We start from the raw sequence: 23,482 nt of genomic DNA, 5'->3' as shown, positions 1-23,482 counted from the left end.
TTCCAATATTTTTATGCATGTCGTAACGTATTCCAACATGATTTGACATTGCTTTTGAAAACACTTACATTCGTTATGTAAACATTTTCACATAGTGGTGGATGTTATCGTCCTCAAAGGAGAGTCAAAGATGGAAGACACAACACATGACGAGAAGACGGACATTCCTCCGTCAGCCGTGGAACATGCCGACGACAGGATGTCCGGCACCTTCGAGCCGGACAGGAGCGTCCCCACGACGTTGTGGACGTACATCGCGTTCGTCATAGCCAATTTCGGCCTATGCTCGGTATACGGCGCCGTACTGCAGGTACTTCTCGCCACCCATGTCGATGTGCTCGCCGGCCCCCAGAACCGTGTCGCCCAGCTGGCGGTCGTCACGGGCGTCGGCGCGTTCTCGTCGATGATTGCGCAGCCCGTCACGGGATGGATTGCCGATCGCGTGCATCTGCCGTTCGGCAAGCGCAACATATGGATCATGATCGGCGCGGTCTTCTCGCTGATATGCCTGTTCCCGATGGCGATGAGCGGTTCCGTGACCATGCTGGTCATCACCTGGGCCGTCTGCATGTGGCCGTTGAACATGATGCAGGTGAATCTGGCGGCGTTCATCCCCGAACGCACCCCGGAGAATCATCGTGGATTCCTGTCCGGTGTGTATGCGGTCTCGCAGTTCGGTGGCTCCGCGTTCGGCGTGGTCATCATGGGATACATCGACTCGTTGACGGTGAAGTACATGATTCCGGGCGTTATCTGCGCCGTGGCCGGAATCCTCTATTTCTTCACCACCAAGGACATCCGGAACACCAGCGCCAAAGTCGACTCCGGGAAGAAGCGCCCGACAAGGGCCAAGGGGCAGCGTGACGTGCTCTTCACCGCCCGCGCTCACGATTTCTGGCTCACCTTCGCCAGCCGGTTCTGCGTGCTCGGCTCCTACTACATGATCACCGGATACATGATCTACACCCTGCAGGAATACATCCACTACGGCGACGGGTCGATGAAGGCGGCGACCGCGGGCATGGCCGTCGTCACCATGGTGATCACCGTGGGCAACCTCACCTGCTCGCTGATAGGCGGCTTCATATCCGATAGGCTCGGCAGGATCAAGATCTTCGTCATCGGCGCGGCGTTGCTATGGGTCATCCCGGCTCTCGTGATGTTCTTCATCCCCTCCTGGCCGGCGCTGCTGTTCTCCTGCGCCATCATCGGCATCGGCTTGGGCACCTACAACTCCGTCGACAAGGCGCTGGTCGCCCGCGTTCTGCCCTCGCACGAGACCGCGGCCCGCGACCTTGGCGTCATCAACTTCGCCGATGCGGGCCCGCAGACCGTGGCCCCGACCATCGCCGCCACCATCGTGATGATCACCCACAACTACGGATTCATATTCATCGCCATGGGCGTGTTCTGCAGCATCGGCGCACTCATCGCCACACGCATCAGAAACGCCAATTGATGTGACGGACGGCGACTTGTGTCCGCCGTGTGCCATGTTTTGGCGAAACGGTCCTGCCGAATTGACGGCGGGGCCGTTTCGTCGTTGACGCATGCCTTGCATGACAAGGATGTCAGAGGCGTCTGCATAGTGAGATGGTGTCCGGAGATGTGGGCGTGTCGCATGGCTGCACATAGCTGCGAACTTTCACGTATGCCGTATATGCGTATATGCGTATATTTCTCATGTCCCCGTCTGCCTGCATATCTCTTATATTTCTCATGTCTGGATATTCCGTATATCTCCGCATATCCACGAAGGACGACGCTTGGAAAACGTGGTTTTTTCGTCGTTGTCCTTGGAATGTTCCTCGTCGGAAAACCAAGAACCGCGGAATTGCAACGATGTGAAAAACGAAGTATCCGATATGCGAAGGACGACGCGTGAGAAACGTGGTTTTTCCGTCGTCGTCCCAGGAAATCGTCCGATTGACGTTGGTCAGGGCGACGAACGCCGATTTTGCGCTGGTCGGTGAGTCGTCGTATAGTGAGGGCAGTTCCGAACGGATTCTGTAGTTCGGGATTTCGATGACGAGATAATGCTCAAGGTGAGGTAGTGCTCATCGAGGAAGCATGTGCATCGCGTCAGAACACCCTGTGAATACGGTTTGCCGGGTCATTTTTGATATGGCAATCGTTCATACGGTCAGACGAAAGGCATTACACGTGGCAGATAGCCAGAATCTTGCAGATATGAAGCTGCCGGAGCTCAAGGAGCTCGCCAAGCAGATGGGTTTGCGTGGAACCTCCGCCATGCGCAAAGGTGAATTGCTGAGCACCATCGAAGCCGCGCGCAACGGCGGCGAACCGCCGGCCGGAGTGACCGTGCGCGCGCCCAAGGCCGCGCCCAAGGCCGCGGCGAAGAAGACCTCCCCGAAGAATACGGAGGCGATGGCCGAGACGGCGGCCGACGAAACCGTCAAGACGACGGTGGGCATCGAACTGCCGGCCGTGAAGAACGGCAAGGCCGCCGCGTCGCATGAATCGAAGTCGGATGCCGACCTGCCCGACCTGCATATCGATCTTCCCGAACCGAAGGACGTGCGTCGTGCACGCGCCGCCAAGGCCGTGAACAAGGACGCCGATCGCGCCGAGCGCGACGACCATGGTTCCGTCGGCAAACTCGACCTGGACCTCGACCTGCCGCGCATCCGTCGCCGCAAGGACAACGCCGATGACGAGACCGCGGCCTCGCACGGCGGACAGGGCCGTGTGCGCGATCTCGGCGACATCCTCGCCGCGCTGCCGGACCGTTCCGACCGTCCGTCCGACCGCAAGGGCGGCAAGCGTGGTCGCAACGACGACCGCCGCGCCGAACGCAACGGCCGCGATCGTGACACGCGTGAGAACCGCTACGAGGACGACGACCGAGATTTCCGTCGTGGTCGCAACGATCGCAACGATCGTCGCAACCGCAACGACCGCAACGACGACCGTCGGGGCCGCAACCGTCGCGACGACGCCATGCGGACGGACCGCGGTGATCGCGCCGCGCACGACGACTTCCAGCAGAACGAGGATCTGGTCCCCGTGGCCGGCATCATCGACGTGCTGGAGTCCTATGCGTTCGTGCGCACCTCCGGCTACCTGCCGGGGCCGAACGACGTATACGTCTCCATGGGACAGGTGAAGAAGTACGGTCTGCGCAAGGGCGACGCCGTGCAGGGAACCACGCGTCCGCCGCGCGAGGGCGGTCGCAACCAGCGTCAGAAGTTCGTGCCGCTGCAGTCCATCGAGAAGATCAACGGCATGAGCGTGGAGGAGGCGCAGCAGCGTCCACACTTCAACAAGCTTACGCCGCTGTATCCGCAGGAGCGTCTGCGCATGGAGACGCAGCCGAACAAGCTCACCGGGCGTCTCATCGACATCGTGGCACCGATCGGCAAGGGCCAGCGCGGCCTGATCGTCTCGCCGCCGAAGGCAGGCAAGACGATCACGCTGCAGCAGATCGCCAACTCCATCACGGCCAACAACCCCGAGGTGCATCTCATGGTCGTGCTCGTGGACGAACGTCCCGAGGAGGTCACCGACATGGAGCGCACGGTGCAGGGCGAGGTCATCTCCTCGACCTTCGACCGTCCGGCCTCCGACCACACCATCGTCGCCGAACTGGCCATCGAACGTGCGAAGCGTCTGGTCGAACTCGGTCAGGACGTGGTCGTTCTGCTCGACTCCATGACCCGCCTCGCCCGCGCATACAACATCGCGCAGCCCGCATCCGGTCGCATCCTCTCCGGTGGTGTGGACGCCCAGGCGCTGTACCCGCCGAAGAAGTTCTTCGGCGCCGCCCGCAACATCGAGAACGGCGGCTCGTTGACGATCATCTCCTCCGCGCTGGTCGAGACCGGTTCCAAGATGGACGAGGTGATCTTCGAGGAGTTCAAGGGCACCGGCAACATGGAGCTGCGTCTTAGCCGCGAGCTTTCCGAGAAGCGGCTCTTCCCGGCCATCGACATCAACGCCTCCGGCACCCGTCGCGAGGAGCTCATCACGCCGCCGAACGAGCTGGCCGTCATCTACCGTCTGCGTCGCCTCTTCGGAGGCATGGAGCCGGAGCAGGCCTACCAGACCCTGGTGCCTCGTCTGAAGAAGACCGCCACGAACCGCGAGTTCCTGGCCGCCATCACCTCCACCATGCCGCAGAAGTAGGCGTCTGTAGCGCGATTATGTCCTGATATGCAACGGATGGGAACCGAACTGGCTGTTTCGGTTCCCATCCGTTTGTTCGTTGTGGGCGGATGGGAACCGGGAACCGGCTTCTGTTCCCGTTTGTTGTGTCTTTCGTAACGGATGGGAACCAAAAACCGGTTTCGGTTCCTGTTCGTCGCCCAAGGTTCGGGATATTCTAGGAACCATGAGCGATATCGACAGCAGTGACTGGCTTCGGCCTGCGGAGAACCCCACCGATGCGAATGCGGCCGGCGCCGATGCGGCCGACCGGCGGCTGGATGCCGCGGCGATTGCGCAGGCGTCGTCCGTAAGCGATGAGATCGAGGCCGAGAAATCGTCCACCATCGACGAGGAGGCGGCCGCGAACAATCCCGAAGTGGCCGAGGCCGTGAAGCGCATCGAAGCGCTGCGTCAGACCATCGACAACATCGACGGTGCCGTGATCCATCTGCTGGCCGAACGGTTCAAGGCAACGGCGGCCGTGGGCGTGCTCAAGGCGGGGGCCGGATTCGCACCGGCCGACTACAAGCGGGAGGATTACCAGATCGCCCGGTTGCAGCGCATCGCCATCGATGCCGGACTCGACACGAACATCGCCGAGATGTATCGCGAGTTCGTCGTCACCGAGTCGAAGAAGCGTCATAAGCGCATCGCCGACGCCGGGGGAGACCCGGGCGTGCTCGACGTATTTGCGTGATGTGGAATTCCGCGTTCTGATTTCGTCTGGTTCGTATGGGTGAATGCGGGTGGGGATGATGGACCTCCCCTCAGTCCGCCTTGCGGCGGACAGCTCCCCTCCTGTAAGGAGGGGAGCTGGAAACAGTTTGAGGAGTTCAGGACCAAGGACGCAGCCCCCCTCCTTACAGGGGGGGGCGGAAACCGTTTGAGGGGCTGCGTTCTTGGTCCCCGACGACGACCTTCAAAAAAGCTCCCCTCCTGTATGGAGGGGAGCAGAAATTACGTAATAGTCCGTTGCCGGGCCTGTTGGCCTACTTACTTCTTCCTGGGCCTCTTGGCCGGGGGCTCTCCGAGTTCGCTGGTTTCGATGGCGACGGTGTCGTCGGACTCATCGGCGGCAGCGGCCTCTTCGGCGTGCTTCTCGACCAGATCGAACCTGCCGACCACGCGGCCGGCCTGCGCGATGTCCCCGAGGGAGGCGCGGATCGCGTCGAGGCCGTCCTTCGCGGCGGAAAGCGCCACGGAGAGGATTGGAGTCTTCATGGAGACCTTGGCCTCGGACTTGATCTTGCGCAGCTGCTCCACGGCGCGTCCCGCCCATGCGAGCATCTCCGGGGAGGCTCCGGACGCGGCCACGACGTACGGTTCCGGGGTCGGCCATGCGGCGCGGTGCACGGAGCCTTCGCCGTCGTGCATCCAGTGCCACACCTCTTCGGTGGCGTACGGCTGGTACGGCGCAAGAAGTCGGGCGAACGCATCGAGACCCAGTCCCAGCGCGGTGCGGGCGGAGAGCACGGCCTTCTCGCTCGGAACGTTGCCATGCTCGTCCGGCGTGCCGTAGGCGCGGTTCTTCACCAGCTCGATGTAGTCGTCGCAGAACTGCCAGAAGTAGCTTTCGATGATCTCCAGCGCCTTGGAGTGCTCGTAGGCCTCCATGGCGTCGGTGGCGGTGCGCACCACGAAGGCCATCTTGGCCATGGCGGCGCGGTCGAGCGGTTCGGTCACGTCGGTCGGGTTCCACACGGCTTCGGCGGATTCGCCCACGTGATGGTTCTCGTCCTCGCGGCCGATGGCCAGCGCGAACTTGGTGGCGTTGAGCAGCTTGATCGCCAGACGGCGGCCGATCTTCATCTGGCCCTCGTCGTAGGTGGCGTCGAGTCCGAGGCGTGCGGCGGCGGCCCAGTAGCGCACCGCGTCGGCGCCGAACTTCTTCAGCGGCTCGTTCGGCACGACCACGTTGCCCTTGGACTTCGACATCTTCTTGTGGTCGGGGTCGAGGATCCAGCCGGAGAGCGTGGCATGCGCCCACGGCAGGCAATGGTTCTCAAGGTGCGCGCGGTCCACGGTGCTGAACAGCCAGGTGCGGATGATGTCCTGTCCCTGCGGACGCAGGTCCATCGGGAATGTGGCCTTGTGCAGCGCCTCGTTCTCCTCGCCGGGCTCCTCCCAGCGGGTCACGATCTGCGGGGTGAGCGAAGAGGTCGCCCACGTGTCCATGATGTCGTTCTCGGCGGTGAAGCCGCCGGGCACGTCGCGCTGGTCCTCGGTGTAGCCGGCCGGCACGTCGGTGGTCGGATCGATCGGCAGGATGTCCTCGCTCGGCGTGATCGGGTGGTCGTAGTCGGTCGAACCGTCCTCAAGCACCGGGTACCACAGCGGGAACGGCACGCCGAAGAAGCGCTGGCGGGAGATCAGCCAGTCGCCGTTGAGGCCATGCACCCAGTTGTCGTAGCGCACGCGCATGAAGTCGGGGTGGAAGTTGAGCTCCTTGCCGCGTTCGATGAGCTCGGCGTTCAGCTTGGCGTCGGTGCCGCCGTTCTTGAGGTACCACTGGCGGGAGGTCACGATCTCCAGCGGCTTGTCGCCCTTCTCGTAGAAGTTCGTCATACGCTTGGTCGGCTTCGGCTCGCCGTCCATGTCGCCGGATTCGCGCAGATGGTCCACGATGATCTTGCGGGCCGTGAACGTGGTCTTGCCTTCGGTCTCCTCGAAGATCGCGCGGCCGCCCTCGTCCTCGATCCAGTCGGGCACGCTCATCACGATACGGCCGTTGCGCTGGATGATCGAACGGGTGGGCAGGTTCAGGTCACGCCACCATTCGACGTCGGTCACGTCGCCGAAGGTGCAGCACATGGCGATGCCGGCGCCCTTGTCCATTTCGGCGGCCTTATGCGCCAGGATCGGCACCTTGACCTTGAACAGCGGGGAGTACACGTACTGGCCGAAATACGGCTTGTAGCGCTCGTCGTCGGGGTGGGCGATCAGGGCGCCGCAGGCGGCCAGCAGCTCCGGACGGGTGGTTTCGATGTAGATGGGCGTGCCGTCCTCGAAGCGGAACGCGATCTTGTGGTAGAAGCCGTCGTATTCGCGGCTTTCGAGCTCGGCCTGGGCCACGGCGGTCTGGAAGGTCACGTCCCACAGGCCGGGGGCGTCCTTCTGGTAGGCCTCGCCACGGGCGAGGTTGCGCAGGAACGCCTTCTGGGCCACGCGGCGCGGATGCTCGCCGATGGTGTGGTAGGTCTGCGACCAGTCGATCGACAGGCCGAGTTCGCGCCACAGCGCCTCGAACTGCTTCTCGTCCTGGGCGGTGAGCTTCTCGCACAGTTCGATGAAGTTCTGGCGGGAGCAGGGCACCTGGTCCTTAGCCTGGATCTTCTTGCCTTCGGTGCCTTCGAACGGCGGCTTGAAGTCGGGGTCGTACTTGAGCGACGTGTCGACGCGCACGCCGTAGTAGTTCTGCACGCGGCGTTCGGTCGGCAGGCCGTTGTCGTCCCATCCCATCGGGTAGAACACGTCGTATCCGCGCATGCGCTTGTATCGGGCGATGACGTCGGTGTGGGTGTAGGAGAACACGTGCCCCACGTGCAGGTGGCCGGAGACGGTGGGCGGCGGGGTGTCGATGGAGTACACGGCCTTGCGGTCGCGGGTGTTGCCGAACTTGTAGGTCTGGGCGTCGTTCCAGGCCTTGGTCCATTTCTCTTCGAGGCCGTCCACGCCCACGCGGTCGGGCAGGGCGGTCAGATGGGCGCTGATGGCGCCTTCAGCATTGTCAGTCATACACGTCAGTGTATGGGCGTTCTATGACATTTCCATTGGTTTTCTTGGTTTTTCATGACCTCGGGCGGGGTCTTGTGACCGTTCACCCCCTGGCCACGCCGGCGAGCGGAAGATAGCAGTCGACCATGTTCGTCGGCATTCCCGTCACGTCGGACTTCGCCGCCACCCATGGACGGCTGACATATAGCCAGTCGACGGGGGAGTCGCTCGCCACCTGCCGGGCCAGCGCCTTGAGCCGCTGCTCGTATTCCCGGTCGTTCCGCGAGGCCTCGACCTGCTTGTACAGCTGTTCGCTTTGCGAGCTCGTATAGCTGAGGAACAGGTCCGGGTCCACGAGGTCGCCGACGTCGTGGCTGGAATCCATGGTGAAGATGGTCATGTCGAAGTCGCGTTGTTCGACGACCTGCTTCTGCCATGTGGCGTCGTCGACCATCGTGATGTCCACAGGGATGTCTCCCTGCGCCAGCTGCTCCTTGATGGTCTCGCCGAGCTGGCGTCCGTATTTTTGCGGATACACGAGCTTCATCGGGCGGTCGCCGATCTGCGGGCCGTTCGGCATCTTCCGGTATTCGGAGGGGGACCGGAAGACGAAGTAGTTCAGCAACGACAGCGCCTTGGCGACGTCGTGCGGATACAGTCCGGTGAGGTCCTCGTATCCGGGATCGAGGGACGGTATCGGGCCGCCGAGTTCGCCGGCGGCGCCGTTCTGCTTCGCCAGCGCCGCGTTGTCGAGCGCATAGCGGGCGCCTTGGCGCACACGGGCGTCGGAGAACAGCGAGTTGTCGGACGAGTTGAATCCGAGCAGCACCTTCTCGTAGCCTTCGCCTTGGGTGAGGGTGATGTCGTCGTGCGAGCGCAGCGTGTCGAGGTCGGCGGCGGCCACGTTCGGCACGGCGTCCACCTCGCCCTTGGCCATGGCCGTGGCCGCCAGCTGGGTGTTGTCGTAGTACCGCAGCGTGATGGTCCCGGTCTTCGCCTCGTTGCGGCCATGGTATCGGGGATTGTGCCTGAGGGTCAGAGACGAGCCGGCGTCCCACCGTTCCACGCTGAACGGGCCTGATCCCGCCGCCTGCGTGGCGTAGTCGATCGTCGCTTCGGAATCGTAGACGATGCCGGCGCGGCCGGAGAGCAGCCATGCCAGATCGGGGATGGTTTTGCTCAGCGTGATGACGACGGTCGACGGACCTTCGGCCTTGACCGACGCGAGGCCGTCCAGATCGTCGGCGCCCACGTATTTGTGCTGCACGGTCTGCTGGAGCGACCAGACCACGTCGTCGGCGTCGAGCGTATGGCCGTTCGAGAACGTCAGGCCGCTGTTCAGATGGAACGTGTAGGTCAGTCCGTCGTCCGACGTCTTCCATGATTGCGCGATGCCGGCCTCGGGCTTGTTTCGCTGGCTGCGGTTCAGCAGCGTCTCGTATACGTTGCCCAGCAGCGCCTGCGAGACGGCGTCGCCGCTTTGCGTGCGGATGTCCAGCGACTGCGGCGCCGGCGACAGTCCGATGGTCAGCGAGGTGTTGGGGCCGGTCTTGTCGAGTCCGCCGTTCAGGGCGGGGAATGGACTGCGGTGTTCGACGAGTATGGCGTAGGCGGCCCAGCCGGCGCCGCCGAACACGAGCAGGAGCACAAGGAAGACCGCCACGGATTTGATTCCGCCGGTCCGTGCACGCCTCGCCGCGCGCGCCTCTCGGCGGGAGGGGGGGGCGGCGGGGGTGATGGCGTCCGCCGGCTGGTATGACGGCGGCATCTGGGGGGCTGGTGTGCGGGAGTGGCTGGAGTGTTCCTTACGCATGGTTACGAGCATACGCAGGGGCACATATTTGTTCCGGTGTTTTCATGCCGGCTGATGCATGGTGTTCCGCGTCGGAAATTCGTTGCCGGACTGCCTGTCCCTCAGACCCGCTTCGCGGGCCAGCTGGACGCGCCCGGATTCGCGGGCCGGTCCGGTCCCGGATGCTCCCGCTAAGCCGCGGCGAACGACGGACAGGTGGCGGCCAGCGGGCAATCCGCGCAGTCGGGCTTGCGCGCATGGCAGATGGCGCGGCCGAACAGGATCAGACGATGGCTCAGGTCGGTCCATTCCTCGGGCGGGAAGCATGCGCAGATCTCCTTCTCCACCTTCACGGGGTCGGAGCGTTTCACGCGCCAGTCGGTGCGCCAGCGCAGGCGTCCGGTCACGCGCATCACATGCGTGTCGACGGGGAATCCGGGGATGCCGAACGCGTTGCCGAGCACCACGTTCGCGGTTTTGCGGCCCACGCCGGGAAGCGTGACGAGCTCCTCCATGGTCCGCGGCACCTGGGAGCCGAACCGTTCGCACAACGCCTGGCCGAGTCCGATGAGATGGCCGGCCTTGGCGTGGTAGAAGCCGAGCGTGCGGATGATGGACTCCACGTCCTCGATGTTCGCGTTGGCGTAGTCCTCCGGCTCGGGGTAGGCGCGGAACAGCGCCCCGGTGACGGAGTTCACGCGCTTGTCGGTGGTCTGGGCGCTCAGCACCGTGGCGACGAGCAGTTCGAGCGGATTGGAGAAATCGAGCGCGCATTTCGGCGCGGGAATCTCCTTGCATAGGATGCGATACTCCTCATGCATGCGCGCGAGCCGGGCCGCCTTCGTCTCCCTGGCCATGCGCCGCCTAAGCCCCGGTCTTCGCCGCGGATTTGGCGTCCTCGTCCTGCTGGTCGTCCTCGGGCGGGTCGAAACGGTAGCCCACGTTGCGCACGGTGCCGATGAGATGCTCGTATTCGCCGCCGAGCTTGGCGCGCAGACGACGGATGTGCACGTCGACGGTTCTCGTGCCGCCGTAGTAGTCGTATCCCCACACCTCCTGCAGCAGCTGCGCGCGCGTGAACACCCGCCCCGGATGCTGCACCAGGTATTTGAGCAGTTCGAACTCCTTGTATGCCAGGTCGATGGGGTGCCCGTGCAGCGACGCCGTATAGCCGTTCGTGTCCACGATGAGGTCGCCGGAGCGGATCTGCCCCTCCTGCGTCTGCTCGTCGGACTGTTTGGCCGCGCCCGTGGACGCGAACGAGTTGCCGCGTTCGGAGACGAGCCGCAGCCGGGCCTCCACCTCGGCCGGCGACGCGCTGGCGACCACCACGTCGGCGATGCCCCACTGCGAGGTGACCACGGTGAATCCGCCTTCGGTGAGGATCAGCACGATGGGCGTGGACAGCCCCGAGGCGTGGATGAGGCGGCACAGCGTTTTCGCCGTGGCGAGGTCGTCGCGTGCGTCAAGGAAAAGAATGGTGTTCTCCGGCATCTTCACGAGCGAGGCCGCGTCCATCGGCAGCACCCTCACCCGGTGGGAAAGCAGTGCCAGCGATGGCAGTACGGACGCCGGGTCGTCCGCGCTGGTCATCAAGGTAAGATCGGTCACGACTTCAACTCCCCAATGTTGTTAACTCATTATTTCGACTCGACAATATCCCTTATTCTACGAGCGATTGTTAATCGATTCGATGACGGGTCATTACATTTGCTTAACATTCCCGACAATGCCATTGTTCGTCTATGTTTCGACATCATGGAACGCTGCCCGGCATGTGGATGGCCATCATTGGCGCCGATTGCGGGCTACGGGCCTCCATGTGAGAACATGTCATGAGACATTCGCGATGCCATGGCGTTTGGAATTGTTCGGAATAGTTTAGAATTGTTGGGAATGACGTGTCGTGGCGATGATGACGGCACGGTCGCAAGGAAAGGCGGGACAATGGGCAAGCCGAGAAGCTGGGAGAGGCCCCAGGGGAACACGGAAGGGGACGCCGGCCGACGTGCGCCGCAGCCGTCCGGACGACGATTCGGCATGATCGAGCATGGGGAGTTCGCCGTGGTGGTCACCCAGCTGGTCTCCTACGCGCTCGTGTTCGGCATCGTGACCAGCCTCGGCGTGCTCACCCCCGGAGGCATCGTCGGATCCGGTCTGCTCGCCGCCAGCATGTGCATGCTCATGATCGTCGGCTGGCCCTTCGCCGAAAGCGGCAGGCAGTCGCTGTTCGCGCGGTTCCTCTCGGCGGCGGTGTTCGTCGCCGCCGTGATCTTCGCCACGCAGGGCGACTTCTACACCGACGAGACGTTCATCCGCTGGGCCAGGTTCCTCATCCTGGCGTTGCTCGCCATCGTCGTGGTCTCGTTCCTGCGGCAGATGCTGCGTAAGGACCGCAGCCACCTCATCACCTCCATGTCCGCCGGCATCATGGCCGCGTGCGCCGCGCTTGGCGCCTCCTGCTGGGCGTTCGCCCCCGCGTTCATGACCGCCATGATGAGCGACAAAGCCGATTCCGCGCTCGGATGGGGCATATTCGTCGTGATCGTCGCCACCGCGGTGCTGCTGCTCGTGGCCTCCACCTCATGGTGGAAGGAGCTGGACGATCCCGCCCCCTACGCATGGATGGGCATGGGCATGCTGCCCGTCATGCTGCTCGGATACCTCGTCTACGTGGCCGCGTTCCTCACCCACTGGGCATGGTAGCGGCACATACGCGTGCGGCAGGCGGCACGAGAATGCGGCACACGTCGGGAACCGGCCGGGTCACCAGGGCAGCAGGCCAAGATGCTCCAGCAGCACCTTCAGACCGATGAGAATCAGCACGACGCCGCCGGCGATCTGCGCCGGCTTCTGCCAACGCGAGCCGAAAACGTTGCCGATGCTCAGACCGACCGCCGAGAACAGGCCCGTCGTCACGCCGATGACGACCACGGCCAGGAAGATGTTGATGGGCAGGAACGCGAAGCTCACCCCCACGGCGAAGGCATCGATGCTCGTGGCCACGGCCAACGGCAGCATATGACGCCAGTCGAACTTCGACGTCTCGCGCGCGTTCTCCTCGTCGTCCTCGAACACCGCCTCGCGGATCATGTTGCCGCCGATGAACGCCAGCAGCACGAAGATGATCCAATGGTCCACGGCCGTCACATACCGGCTGAACGTGGACGCGGCGAAATACCCAAGCAATGGGAACAACGCCTGGAAACCTCCGAACCACAGGCCGATGCTCGCCCTCTGGGAGGCGGTCACGTGCCGCACCGTCAGACCCTTGCCGATGGAGACGGCGAACGCGTCCATGGAAACGGAAACCGCGATGAGAAGAATCTCGACAATCACTTGTGGATGTTCCTTTGGTTCATCCCGCGGTCGGCGGGATGAACCTCGACTCCGCCTGTGGCGGGCCTACGCCTCGGTGGCGATGCAACAACAAACTGCCGTGAATCGGGCTTTGAATTCTGATGAATGCTGTTCATCGATCGCTCGCAATGGACAACACGTGATGATAGCAGATTACGAGGTCGATTGACGCGACGGTCATGAAAAACAATGAGAAACCCCGCGGCATACGCCGACGGGGTTCCTGATATCGGTCCGACATGCCGGACGCGGCGTCAATCGCACGCGCCGCGGCCATGCGTCACTTCTCGGAGGCGGCGAGGCGCTCGCGAGCGGCCTTGATCTCGGCCTCGGCCTTGTCGACGCTGGTCCAGTAGTCGCCGGGCAGCACTTCCTTGCCCGGCTCCAGGGCCTTGTACTGCTCGAAGAAGTGCTTGATCTCGGCCTTGTGGAACTCGGAGACGTCGTCGATGTCCTTGATGTTGTCGTAGCGGACGTCGGCAGGCACGCACAGCACCTTGTCGTCGCCACCGGCCTCGTCGACCATGTGGTACAGGCCGACGGCGCGGCACTTGACCACGCAGCCCGGGAACACCGAGTTCGGAATCATGACCAGGGCGTCGAGCGGGTCGCCGTCCTCGCCGAGGGTGCCGTCGATGTAGCCGTAGTCATCCGGGTAGCCCATCGCGGTGAACAGCTCGCGGTCCAGGAACACGCGGCCGGTCTCGTGGTCCACTTCGTACTTGTTCTTCGATCCGCGCGGGATCTCGACGACGACGTTGAACGTCTCTGCCATGTCTTTCTCCTTTACGAGGTGACATTATGTATTACCGCAACCAAGGATACCCAATACCGCGGCGACTCGCTGGAGCGGGGCCCGTATGTTGACGCGTGCGGCGTGCATGCGGGCCGTTTCCCGGGACGGGCTTCGCCTGCCGGCCGGTGCGCTCGGTCAGTACTCCACGCTCAGGACGTGGGCGACGTCGGCCCACGGGGCGAGGGAGACGAAGTTGTCCCATCCCCACGTGAACTCGCGGCCGGTGAGCTCGTCCTTCAGCCGCACGCCGCGGTCGGTGGGCAGGCCGAGGTCCCCGAGCTCAAGATGGATGAGCGACTGGTGGGCGTCGTGGCCGTCGAGGTTCACCACCACGATCAGCGTGTCGGGCTTGCCGGTGCCGGTGAACTCCGCGGGCGTGTGGCGCACGAAGGCGAGCACGTTGTCGTCGGAGCTGCGCAGCACGGCCAGGTTGTGGTAGCTGTGCGTGGCGGGGTGGGCGCGGCGGATGCGGTTGAGGCTGGTGAGCATCTCGGCGATGCCGTACTTCTCGGCCTTCGCCCAGTCGCGCACCTTGATCTCGTACTTCTCGTTGTCGATCTGCTCCTCGAATCCGGGGCGCTGGCGGTTCTCGATGAGCTCGTAGCCGTTGTAGATGCCCCAGCTGGGGGAGCCGAGCGCGGCGAGCACCGCGCGCACGGCGTGGCCGGCGATGCCGTTGTCGCGCACATAGGCGGTGAGGATGTCGGGCGTGGTGGGCCAGAACGTGTTGTGCTGGTAGAAGGCGTCGTCGCAGTTGGTGGTGTTGAGGTATTCCTCCAGCTGCTCCTTGGTGTTGCGCCAGGGGAAGTAGCAGTGCGACTGCGTGAACCCGGCGTAGCTCAGGGCGCGCATCATGCCCGGTCGGGTGAACGCCTCGGCCAGGAACAGCGTCTCCGGGTGCCGCCTGGTGACGGCCGCGATGACGTCCTGCCAGAAGCGCACCGGCTTGGTGTGCGGGTTGTCCACGCGGAAGATGGTCACGCCGGCGTCGATCCACAGGTTCATCAGACGCACGACTTCCTTCTCGATGCCCTCCATGTCGGCGTTGAAGTCGATCGGGTAGATGTCCTGATACTTCTTCGGCGGGTTCTCGGCGAAGGCGATGGTGCCGTCGGGCTTGTGGCGGAACCAGTTCGGATGCTCCTTGACCCACGGGTGGTCGGGGGAGCACTGCAGCGCGAAGTCGAGCGCGATCTCAAGGCCGAGTTCATGCGCCTTGGCGCACAGGGCCTTGAAGTCTTCCATGGTGCCGAGCAGCGGGTCGACGGTGTCGTGGCCGCCCTCCGCGCTGCCGATGCCGAACGGCGAGCCCGGGTCGTCCGGGCCGGCGACCAGCGTGTTGTTGCGGCCCTTGCGGTTGGTCACGCCGATGGGGAAGATCGGCGGGAGGTACACGATGTCGAAGCCCTCGGCCTTGGCGCGTTCGAGTCCGGAGACCGACGTCTTCAGCGTGCCCTGCACGATCTTGCCGTTCTCGTCCACGTAGGCGCCCTCGGAGCGGGGGAAGAACTGGTACCATGCGGCGAAGCTCGACTTCGGGCGCTCCACCCGCAGCCTCACGGGGCGCGATTCGCTCACGCCGTCGCGCAGCGGGTTCGATTCGTGCAGCGCGGCGATCTCGTCGTTGTCGGCGGCGGCCAGACGCTCGGCCGGCTGCAGTTCCTTGTTCGCGAGCGTGGCGGCGGCGGCCTGCAGCGTCTTCTTGGCCTCGGCATGCAGCTTGCTGGCGCGGGTTTTCGACCAGCGGGTCAGCAGTTCGGCGCCCTCGTCCAGGGAGTTCTCCACGTCGGAGTCGTGCACCTGCACCTTGATGCGGGCGTCGTGCAGCCACGTGGCGAACGTGTCCTCCCATCCCTCGACGGTGACGGTCCAGTGGCCGAGCTGGCGCTTGACGGCGGCGAAGCCCTCCTCCCACGGCTTGGCGTCGGAGTGCTCGCCGGCCTGGAGCTCCACGGTCCAGCGGTCGAGACCGGGGTTCACGCACGTCATGGTGCGGTTGGCCATGACCTTGCCGCGCGGGGTGCGGAGCACGGCGGTGGCGCCCACCTTGGTGCGGCCTTCGATGAACACCTGCGCGGTGACGGTGAACTGCTCGCCGAGCTCCACGCGGGCCGGGTACAGGCCGCCCTCCTCGTTCGGGGTGACGTCCAGCACGTTGATGCGCCCGAACTGGCCCGGTTCCTTCACGGGCAGGGTGGGGGCGGCGATCAGTGCGTCGGGGGTTTCGGGAGAGGTCTTTGGCTTCGTCGCCGATCGGCGTTTGCGGGTGGTGGCGGCCTTGCGCTTCGTCTTCGTTGACGAGGCCTTCGCCGCGGTGGGCGGATTGCCCGAGGTGGCGCTCCGCGTCCGCGGCGATTTCTCGTCGGGCGTGGTGACGGCGGATGTGGTGACCTTGGTACTACTTGATTCAGTCATACCGCCATTGTAAGTGGCGCGGCGCGACACGCGGGGCGCGCCCAAGTTAAATAACTATTAATTAACGATTGCGAACGTTTTTGTCCACCTATGCGCACATGAAACGAACATATGAAATGTTCGTTTCATCATTTGAACGTGCAATATGACAAAATACGGAAACGCACGTTAAAAACGTGTGAACGCGTCGTGTTATGCGAAAAATGTGCGGTATGGTTTTACATGTGCACATCAACGAAACCGGTTGATGTCATAAGGACAAACCAGCGTCGGATGTTGCGTTTTATGTTACATCTCACACGCGAAAACGAAAACCGTGCGCTCAGTGGTGAGCGTGCAGGGGGAAAGGATGACAATGACGGAGAACAAGCAGATTACCGTCGACACATCGCTGTACGGCTCCTACGCCGACCGCAAGACGGCCGAGGCGAACCGCGTGGCCCGTTCGTTCGGCATTTCGGAGGAGGCGCTCGCCAAGGTCGAGGACTACAAGGCCGCCCTGACCGAGCACGACGCCTGGGACCTTCCCTTCCTCGGCTACGTGAACGAGGACGGCTACGGCTACGCCTTCGTCTCCGACCAGGCCATCGCCAAGGACGGCTGGGATGCCTACAAGGCGTTCCGCGCTCTGCCGCTTGACGTGCAGACCGCGTTCGCCATCCGTATGCTCTTCACCCACCGTGACGTCGACCGTTACGGCGCCAACATGTACCTGCACTACGAGCGTGGCTTCAACGTGAAGTTCGAGGGCCCCGGCGCCAACCACTGGTGATCGGACGGGGGTTCTCGCCCTCGAAACCCCGAACGACTGTTGTTCGACTGTTGTTCGACGGATGTCCCTTTGAGGGACATCCGTTTTTTTATTGGACTGAGGCCGTTACTTGGTCAAAACGGTCGTAAAGGGGTCGAAAAACGTTCCGTTATGAACGGTTTGACCAAATTCGGCCGTTGTGACCGGTCTGACCAAATTCGGCTGTCATGACCGTACGAGACGACGTATCGCGGCGCTGGCCTCGTCGAGTTTCTCGTCGGCGACGTCGCCTCCCTCGGCGGCGGCCTGCCGGACGCAGTGGTTGAGATGGTCGTCCAGCAGCAGAAGCGCCACCGATTTGAGGGCGCTGTTCGCGGCGGCGATCTGCGTGAGGATGTCGATGCAGTACTTGCCGTTCGACGCCATCTGCCGGATGCCCCTGATCTGGCCCTCGATGCGGTTGAGACGGGCGATGATCCGCTTCTGGTCGCCGCCGTATCCGTTTCCCGATGCCGTGTTCCGCGGAGTCGGGGCGGATGATGACGTCTTGTCGTGCGCTGTCTTGTCGTGCGCCGACGGCGCGGTCCTCCCCGTCGGACGGGTTCCGGCGCAATTCGGACAGCGGCCGGTGTCGTTGCGATCGGTGTTCCTGTCGGTCTTGCCGTCGATGGCGGATGATGACGACGTTCGGTCCATGACGCCCCCTGTTTTTGCCCAAGGTGAATTCCGATGATTGCATTATACCCCTATGGGGTATATGGTGGTTCTGGTACGACAAGGAGACGGGCATGGAGATCATCGTGGCATTGACGGTGGCGCTGATGGTGAGCGCGGGCGTCATCTGGTTCTTTCTTGCGCCGCGCAAGGCGTATCGCGCCACGGTCGACGGCGGCGTGCAAGAGGCCGTCATCGAGGTGCGCGGCGGATACAGCCCGTCGGTCATCGAGGTGGAGGCCGGGATGCCGGTCGATCTGGTCTTCGACCGCAAGGAGGCCGGCGAGTGCTCGTCGCATGTGGTGTTCCCCGACTTCGGGGTCGACAAGGCGCTGCCGCCGTTCCGCTCCACAACCGTCCGCATCATGCCGGGCGAGCCCGGTGAATACGCGTTCGCATGCGGCATGAACATGCTGCACGGCACCCTGCGTGTGCTGCCCGGCAAACATAGGACGGTCGTGGATCGTTCGGGCGGCCGTGGCATCGGGGAGCCGGGTGCAGAAGACTTCGGCAGGGACGCCGCGGGCGTGCGCGACGCCGGTGAGGCCGGCTCCGACGTGGACGCCGAGAACGGCGTTCCTGATGCCCCTGAAGCCTCCGAAGCCTCCGAAGCTTCCGATGTCGCGGCCCGCGCCGAATTCCTCGGCCTCGTGCGCCGTCTCGTCGTCGCCGCCGTCTGCACGTTGCCGGTCTTCGTCGCGGCGATGTTCCACCTCTACCATCTCGAACCATGGGTGCAGCTGCTGTTCATGCTGCCGGTCGTCGCCTATTCCGGACGCCCCATATACGTCAGCGGATGGGCGGCGATACGTCACCGCAACGCCGAGATGAACGCGCTCATCACCGTGGGCACCATGGCCGCGTTCGTCTACAGCCTCGCCGTCACCTTCGCGCCCGGATTGCTGCCCGAAGGGTCGCGCGAGCCGTATTACGAGGCGGTCGGCACCATCATCACCCTCATGCTGGTGGGTCAGGTGTTGGAGGCCCGTGCCCGCGCCGGCACCGATGCGGCGGTGAAAAGCCTCGTCGCGTTGCGTCCCCGGACCGCGCGGGTCGAACGTGACGGCGTGGAGGTCGACATCCCCGCCGAGCGGGTCGTCGTCGGCGACGTCGCCGTCGTGCGCCCCGGCGAACAACTGCCGGCCGACGGCGTCGTGATATCCGGCGAATCGTCGGTCGACGAATCGATGATCACCGGCGAATCCATGCCCGTACGTAAGACGGCCGGCGACGACGTGACCGGCGCCACCGTCAACGGCTCCGGATCATTGCGCTACCGGGTGACCACCACCGGCGCCGACACCGTGTTCGCACAGATCGTGGCGCTGGTCAGGGAGGCGCAGAGCTCGAAGGCGCCCGTGCAGCGTCTGGCCGACAAGGTCTCCTCGGTCTTCGTGCCCGTCGTCGTGCTGATCGCCATCTGGGCGTGCGCCCTCTGGTACGCTTTCGGTCCCGAACCGCGCGTCACGCACGCGCTGGTGGCCGCCGTGTCCGTGCTCGTCATCGCATGCCCGTGCGCGCTGGGACTCGCCACGCCGTTGTCGGTCACCATCGCCACCGGCAAGGCCGCCCGGTACGGCGTGCTCATCCGGTCGGCCGAGGCGTTGGAGACCGCGGCCCGCATCGACACCGTCGTACTCGACAAGACCGGCACCATCACCGAAGGGCGTCCGACGCTGACCGACATCGTCGCATTCGGCTCATGGCATGGGCATGACGACGACGTGCTGCGGCTCGCCGCCGCCGCGGAACACGATTCCGAACATCCGCTGGCCACGGCCATCGTCGACGGTGCACGCATACGCGGCCTCGACGTGCCGGAATCCCGGGAGTTCCGGTCGGTCTCCGGCGGCGGCGTGCAGGCGCTCGCCGAGGGGCGGCGCGTGCTGGTGGGCAACGCCGAATACATGGACGACCATGACGTCGGCATGCCCGACGGCGAGGGCGTCGACGACGTGTTCGCCGCCATGGACCGGTTCTCCGCGAATGGCAGGACGCCGATGCTGGTGGCCGTCGACGGGCTGCTCGCGGCCGTGGTAGCCGTGGCCGACGTCGTCAGACCGACGTCGAAGGACGCCATCGCGGCGTTGCGCTCGCGTGGCATCGACGTGGTCATGCTCACCGGCGACAACGAACGCACCGCCAAGGCCGTCGCCGCACAGGTCGGGGTGGATCATGTGGTCGCCGAGGTGCGGCCTGGGAACAAGGCCGACGAAGTGGCGCGGCTCAAGGCCGACGGCCATGTGGTCGCCATGGTGGGCGACGGCGTCAACGACGCCCCGGCCCTGGCTCGCGCCGACGTGGGATTCGCCATCGGCACCGGCACCGACGTGGCCATAGAATCCGCGCAGATCACGCTGATGAACGGTTCGATCGGCGGCGTCGTCACCGCCATCGACCTGGCCCACGCCACGATGCGCAACATCCGCCAGAACCTTGGGTTCGCCTTCGGATACAACGGCATCGGCATACCGGTCGCGGCCGGCGCGTTGTATCCGTTCGTCGGCATGCTGCTCAATCCGATGATCGCCGGCGCGGCCATGGCGTGCTCGTCGCTGTCGGTCGTGGCCAACGCGGGGCGGTTGAACGGATTCGACCCCGAGCGCATACGGCCGTATAGGATTTCGATTCCAAAACACCATCACAGGAAAGGAGCCATCATGGCATTGTTCAACAGGAAGAGCGAGGAAGGTCACGGTATGGAGGGACACGGTATGGACGGCATGAGGATGCACCACGGCGGATCCGAGACCGACCCCGTGTGCGGCATGAGCGTGGACCCGGCCAAGGCTGCCGCGAGCCACGACTACAACGGCAGGACCTACTATTTCTGCGGCTCTGGCTGCGCCGCCGCCTTCGCCAAGCATCCCGAGGATTTCGTCAAATAACCGTTCTGTCGGTTCGCTAATCTCCGGGTCCGGCACTGTAAACAAGGGCCGTCGCATCGCCGCCGGAGCGCATCACGCGCCACGGCGGTCTTTTTTATGCGTGCGACGTCGTCTTGCGCGTTGTGGATGACGACGAAAACAGTCCACATTCGCGAACGTCGCCATGAATTATCCACATCGACGACTGCATCGACAACGAGGTCCACGTCGTTTCCGCACGTTCGCCAACATTCCCCGGCCGGCCGCGGCCGCCGTCCCCTCCTATGACATCGTCGTGCTATCCGCCTTTGCCGCGCGGAAGAGTTCATAGGAAGGATGAAGCAATGCCGAACATCATATTCGCGGGTTCACGACGACGGGGCGCCCCGCCCCGCCGCCCGTCACGATTCCCCGGTCGCCACACGGCGCGGCGGCTGTTGGCGTTCATCATCGCACTTGCCGCGATGATGGGCCTCGCCGCGGCCATGCCGGCGTCGGCCGCCACCATGCAGGCGCCCAAGGACAGTCAGCTGTGGTACACGTTCGAGGGCGAACGATACAACATCGGCGTCATCGCGGTGGCACCGAACGGCAGAAACGCTTACTGCATCGAAACCGGCGTTCCGGCGTCGTACGACTACGGCGAGACCATGAGCATCAAGGATTCGGAGAACGCCCGAAGAATCGCCTATCTGGCCAATGCCTACCAGTCGAACACGGATCCGGCCACCCAGGCGGCCATCGGCATGCTGATCCACGACCATTTCGAAGCGCTCGACAAACCGTTGTGGCAGAAACGGAGGGCGGCGTTCCTCAAGGAGCATCCCACCGTGCAGGCCAAGGCCGATGCCCTGTGGAAGGAGTCCGCAGCGCACGTGGCCACCACGACGAAAGCCTCCGTCACGTATCTGGAGGGCAAGCGCAGCGGATACGTGGATGTGGAGATCACCGGTTCCGGAGGCGCGAAAGTGTCCGGCGTGCCCTACGTCGTCACGCTGAAGGGGCCGGGCGCCTTCAACGACGGCAAGACCACGGCGTCGGGCAAGACCGCGGGCAAGACCATACGGCTCAACTGGAAGGCGACCGGCAAGGGCGACGTCGTCGCGAACGTCTCCTACGACCACGGCACCATCGAACGGCTCGTCAGCGGACAGGACTATCTGCGGTACGGGACCTCGACGAGCGTGAAGAACGACGTGGTCACCTTCGACGTGGTCAAGGACTTCCAGCCCGGTGTGACCACCGTGGTGAACCGAAAAATCGTGGACGCCGGCGAAGCGGTCGACGACGACGTGACCTCCACCATCGCCAAAGGGGACACATGGAAGACCTCGCTCGCCGTGAAGGCCGAAGGATACTATTACGCCGGCATCGCCCCCTCGTCACTGGGCAAGGGCATGACGCCGAAGACGGGCGAAAGCTCCAAGGACTTCCTCGCACGGGTCAAGGCGGCCGGGTATGAGCCCGACGCCTACGGCACCGTGGAATTCACGGGGCCGGGGCAGAAGAAGACCGTCCACGCCGTCACCGAACCTGGAGGGACGGAACCCTACTCGTCCGCCGGCGGACCGGGTATCGGCACCTGGGTATGGACGATGGACAAATCCCGGCAGAACGATTCCGCGAAGGAGTGGATACGCGGCGACTTCAGCAGCGGGCTGCTCGAACATGCCGAAACCATGTCCGTCCGTGCACCCGTATCCGTCGACTCCACCGCCACCGAACATTCGGCGATCGTGGGAGCGGAGATCAGCGACAAGATCACCGTCGCCGGATTCCCCGAAGACCATGGCGAATTCCACGGCGACGAGGCATACGGCATGGGAGGCGACCGCGAACGCGCGCAGGTGAGCGTCTGGTGGGCCGGCGACCCCGACGACGCGGCCAACGACAGGCGATACAAGCCGGAGGGCGACGCCGTACCCGCCGAGGATGCGCACCACAAGCGCATCGGCACATGGGAGTATGCGGCACGCAACGGCGAGATCAAGGTCGGGGCGGGCGCCCCCGACGCGGACGGCAAGCCAGTGCACATCACCGCTGAAACCCACGGATACTACGTGTTCGTCTACTCGTTCGAAGGCGACGACCGGGTGCGGCCCGTCACCAGCTCGTACGGCGACGCATGGGAGCGCGTGTTCGTGGAGGAGACCTCACACCCCCACGCCCCCAGCCTCACCACCGCGGTCATCCCGCCGCATGTGAAGGTGGGGGAGGAGTTCCGGGACAGCGCCAAGGTCTCCGGTGAACTCGAAGACGGATCATACGTGACCTTCACCGCCTACGAGCCGGTCGCCGACGGAGTGACGCCTGGGACGGGCGAACGCATCCTCGACGAGAAGCGTGTGGAACTCGATGCCACCGCACGCAACCAGACCGTGTTCAGTCCCGCGGCGAAGGCGGACAAGCCCGGCAAGGTGTATTGGAAGGCCACGCTATGGAGTCCAGACGGCGAGGTCATCGACTCGCATCCGCTCGGCATCGACGGCGAAGTGACCACCGTGGAGGAGCCTGAGGAGCCTGAGGAGCCGGAGGAACCCGTGAAGCCGGAGGAGCCGACCGATCCCGAGGAACCGGAGGAGCCCGCGCCCCTGCCCGCTACCGGCGCCGCAATCGGCCTGATCGCCGGCGGCTCCCTGAGCGCGCTCGCCGTCGGATGCCTCACGTTGGCCGCCATCCGACGCCGCAGCTGAACCGGCCGAAGGCGAACGAGGCGGTGGACCACTGAGCCTTTGGCGTGGTGGTCCGTCTAGTCGGCTCCCCTCAGTCGGCTTCGCCGACAGCTCCTCTCGGCGAGGGGAGCCGGTTGGTGTGACGGTCTGTCTAGTCGGCTCCCCACCAGGGTGGGGGGAGCAGGCCGCCGGAGGCGGTCTGAGGGGAGTGTCGCGTGGCTTCGTACGGTGGTG

Annotated in this window: 15 protein-coding genes; 7 read left to right on the top strand and 8 right to left on the bottom strand. The window is 64.2% G+C overall.

Translation table 11 applies throughout. The features are described 5' to 3' along the window. Positions 1 to 130: 130 nt before the first annotated feature. The 3 genes from DF200_RS04770 to DF200_RS04760 all read left to right on the top strand — a co-directional run bounded on the left by DF200_RS04770 (position 131) and on the right by DF200_RS04760 (position 4,864). Positions 131 to 1,459 carry an MFS transporter gene (locus tag DF200_RS04770; RefSeq protein WP_109137142.1) on the top strand — a complete coding sequence of 443 codons (1,329 nt, stop codon included), beginning with the start codon at positions 131 to 133 and terminating at the stop codon, positions 1,457 to 1,459. A gap of 704 nt (positions 1,460 to 2,163) precedes the next feature. After that, positions 2,164 to 4,146, top strand: a complete 1,983-nt coding sequence (gene rho, locus DF200_RS04765; RefSeq protein ID WP_109137141.1) for a transcription termination factor Rho — start codon at positions 2,164 to 2,166, stop codon at positions 4,144 to 4,146. A 364-nt stretch (positions 4,147 to 4,510) separates the two neighbouring features. Continuing rightward, complete coding sequence (locus DF200_RS04760; RefSeq protein ID WP_241520128.1) at positions 4,511 to 4,864, top strand: chorismate mutase; 354 nt, start codon at positions 4,511 to 4,513, stop codon at positions 4,862 to 4,864. A 296-nt stretch (positions 4,865 to 5,160) separates the two neighbouring features. Here DF200_RS04760 and valS read toward each other — a convergent pair whose 3' ends face one another. From valS to DF200_RS04740, 4 genes are all read right to left on the bottom strand, one after another. After that, the gene (gene valS, locus DF200_RS04755; RefSeq protein ID WP_109137139.1) at positions 5,161 to 7,902 is read right to left on the bottom strand and encodes a valine--tRNA ligase; all 2,742 of its coding nucleotides are present in this window, start codon (positions 7,900 to 7,902) and stop codon (positions 5,161 to 5,163) included. A gap of 82 nt (positions 7,903 to 7,984) precedes the next feature. After that, entirely contained in the window at positions 7,985 to 9,694 is a 1,710-nt protein-coding gene (locus DF200_RS04750) for an ABC transporter substrate-binding protein (protein WP_158275776.1), read from the bottom strand. Between the two features lie 170 nt (positions 9,695 to 9,864). Continuing rightward, positions 9,865 to 10,530, bottom strand: coding sequence for an endonuclease III (gene nth / locus DF200_RS04745; protein WP_241520126.1), 666 nt, complete (start codon positions 10,528 to 10,530; stop codon positions 9,865 to 9,867). 7 nt (positions 10,531 to 10,537) lie between these two features. Further along, entirely contained in the window at positions 10,538 to 11,284 is a 747-nt protein-coding gene (locus DF200_RS04740) for a winged helix-turn-helix transcriptional regulator (RefSeq protein WP_109137137.1), read from the bottom strand. Positions 11,285 to 11,620: 336 nt separating this feature from the next. Between DF200_RS04740 and DF200_RS04735 the strand changes: the two genes are divergently transcribed. Further along, a complete protein-coding gene (locus DF200_RS04735; protein ID WP_109137136.1) occupies positions 11,621 to 12,379 on the top strand; it encodes a hypothetical protein in 759 nt (252 codons plus the stop codon). Positions 12,380 to 12,439: 60 nt separating this feature from the next. Here the strand turns inward: DF200_RS04735 and DF200_RS04730 are convergent, their stop codons facing one another. From DF200_RS04730 to DF200_RS04720, 3 genes are all read right to left on the bottom strand, one after another. Continuing rightward, positions 12,440 to 13,012 carry a manganese efflux pump MntP gene (locus DF200_RS04730; protein WP_170112481.1) on the bottom strand — a complete coding sequence of 191 codons (573 nt, stop codon included), beginning with the start codon at positions 13,010 to 13,012 and terminating at the stop codon, positions 12,440 to 12,442. Positions 13,013 to 13,313: 301 nt separating this feature from the next. Next, positions 13,314 to 13,808 carry an inorganic diphosphatase gene (locus tag DF200_RS04725; RefSeq protein WP_109137135.1) on the bottom strand — a complete coding sequence of 165 codons (495 nt, stop codon included), beginning with the start codon at positions 13,806 to 13,808 and terminating at the stop codon, positions 13,314 to 13,316. 156 nt (positions 13,809 to 13,964) lie between these two features. Beyond that, positions 13,965 to 16,244, bottom strand: coding sequence for a maltotransferase domain-containing protein (locus DF200_RS04720; RefSeq protein WP_109137134.1), 2,280 nt, complete (start codon positions 16,242 to 16,244; stop codon positions 13,965 to 13,967). A 355-nt stretch (positions 16,245 to 16,599) separates the two neighbouring features. Here DF200_RS04720 and DF200_RS04715 point away from each other — a divergent pair, with 355 nt between their 5' ends. Next, complete coding sequence (locus DF200_RS04715) at positions 16,600 to 17,016, top strand: glycerophosphodiester phosphodiesterase (protein WP_109137133.1); 417 nt, start codon at positions 16,600 to 16,602, stop codon at positions 17,014 to 17,016. 204 nt (positions 17,017 to 17,220) lie between these two features. Here DF200_RS04715 and DF200_RS11120 read toward each other — a convergent pair whose 3' ends face one another. After that, on the bottom strand, positions 17,221 to 17,472 hold the full coding sequence (locus DF200_RS11120) for a metal-sensitive transcriptional regulator (RefSeq protein ID WP_241520127.1): 252 nt from the start codon (positions 17,470 to 17,472) through the stop codon (positions 17,221 to 17,223). Positions 17,473 to 17,783: 311 nt separating this feature from the next. On the opposite strand from DF200_RS11120, the gene DF200_RS04705 reads away from it, so the two are divergent. Continuing rightward, entirely contained in the window at positions 17,784 to 20,597 is a 2,814-nt protein-coding gene (locus DF200_RS04705) for a heavy metal translocating P-type ATPase (RefSeq protein ID WP_109137131.1), read from the top strand. A 323-nt stretch (positions 20,598 to 20,920) separates the two neighbouring features. Beyond that, complete coding sequence (locus tag DF200_RS04700) at positions 20,921 to 23,269, top strand: peptidase (protein WP_109137130.1); 2,349 nt, start codon at positions 20,921 to 20,923, stop codon at positions 23,267 to 23,269. Positions 23,270 to 23,482: the final 213 nt, after the last annotated feature.

The sequence above is a fragment of the Bifidobacterium catulorum genome (assembly GCF_003129925.1).
GTDB lineage: Bacteria > Actinomycetota > Actinomycetes > Actinomycetales > Bifidobacteriaceae > Galliscardovia > Galliscardovia catulorum.
This window is presented reverse-complemented; position numbering and strand designations above follow the sequence as displayed.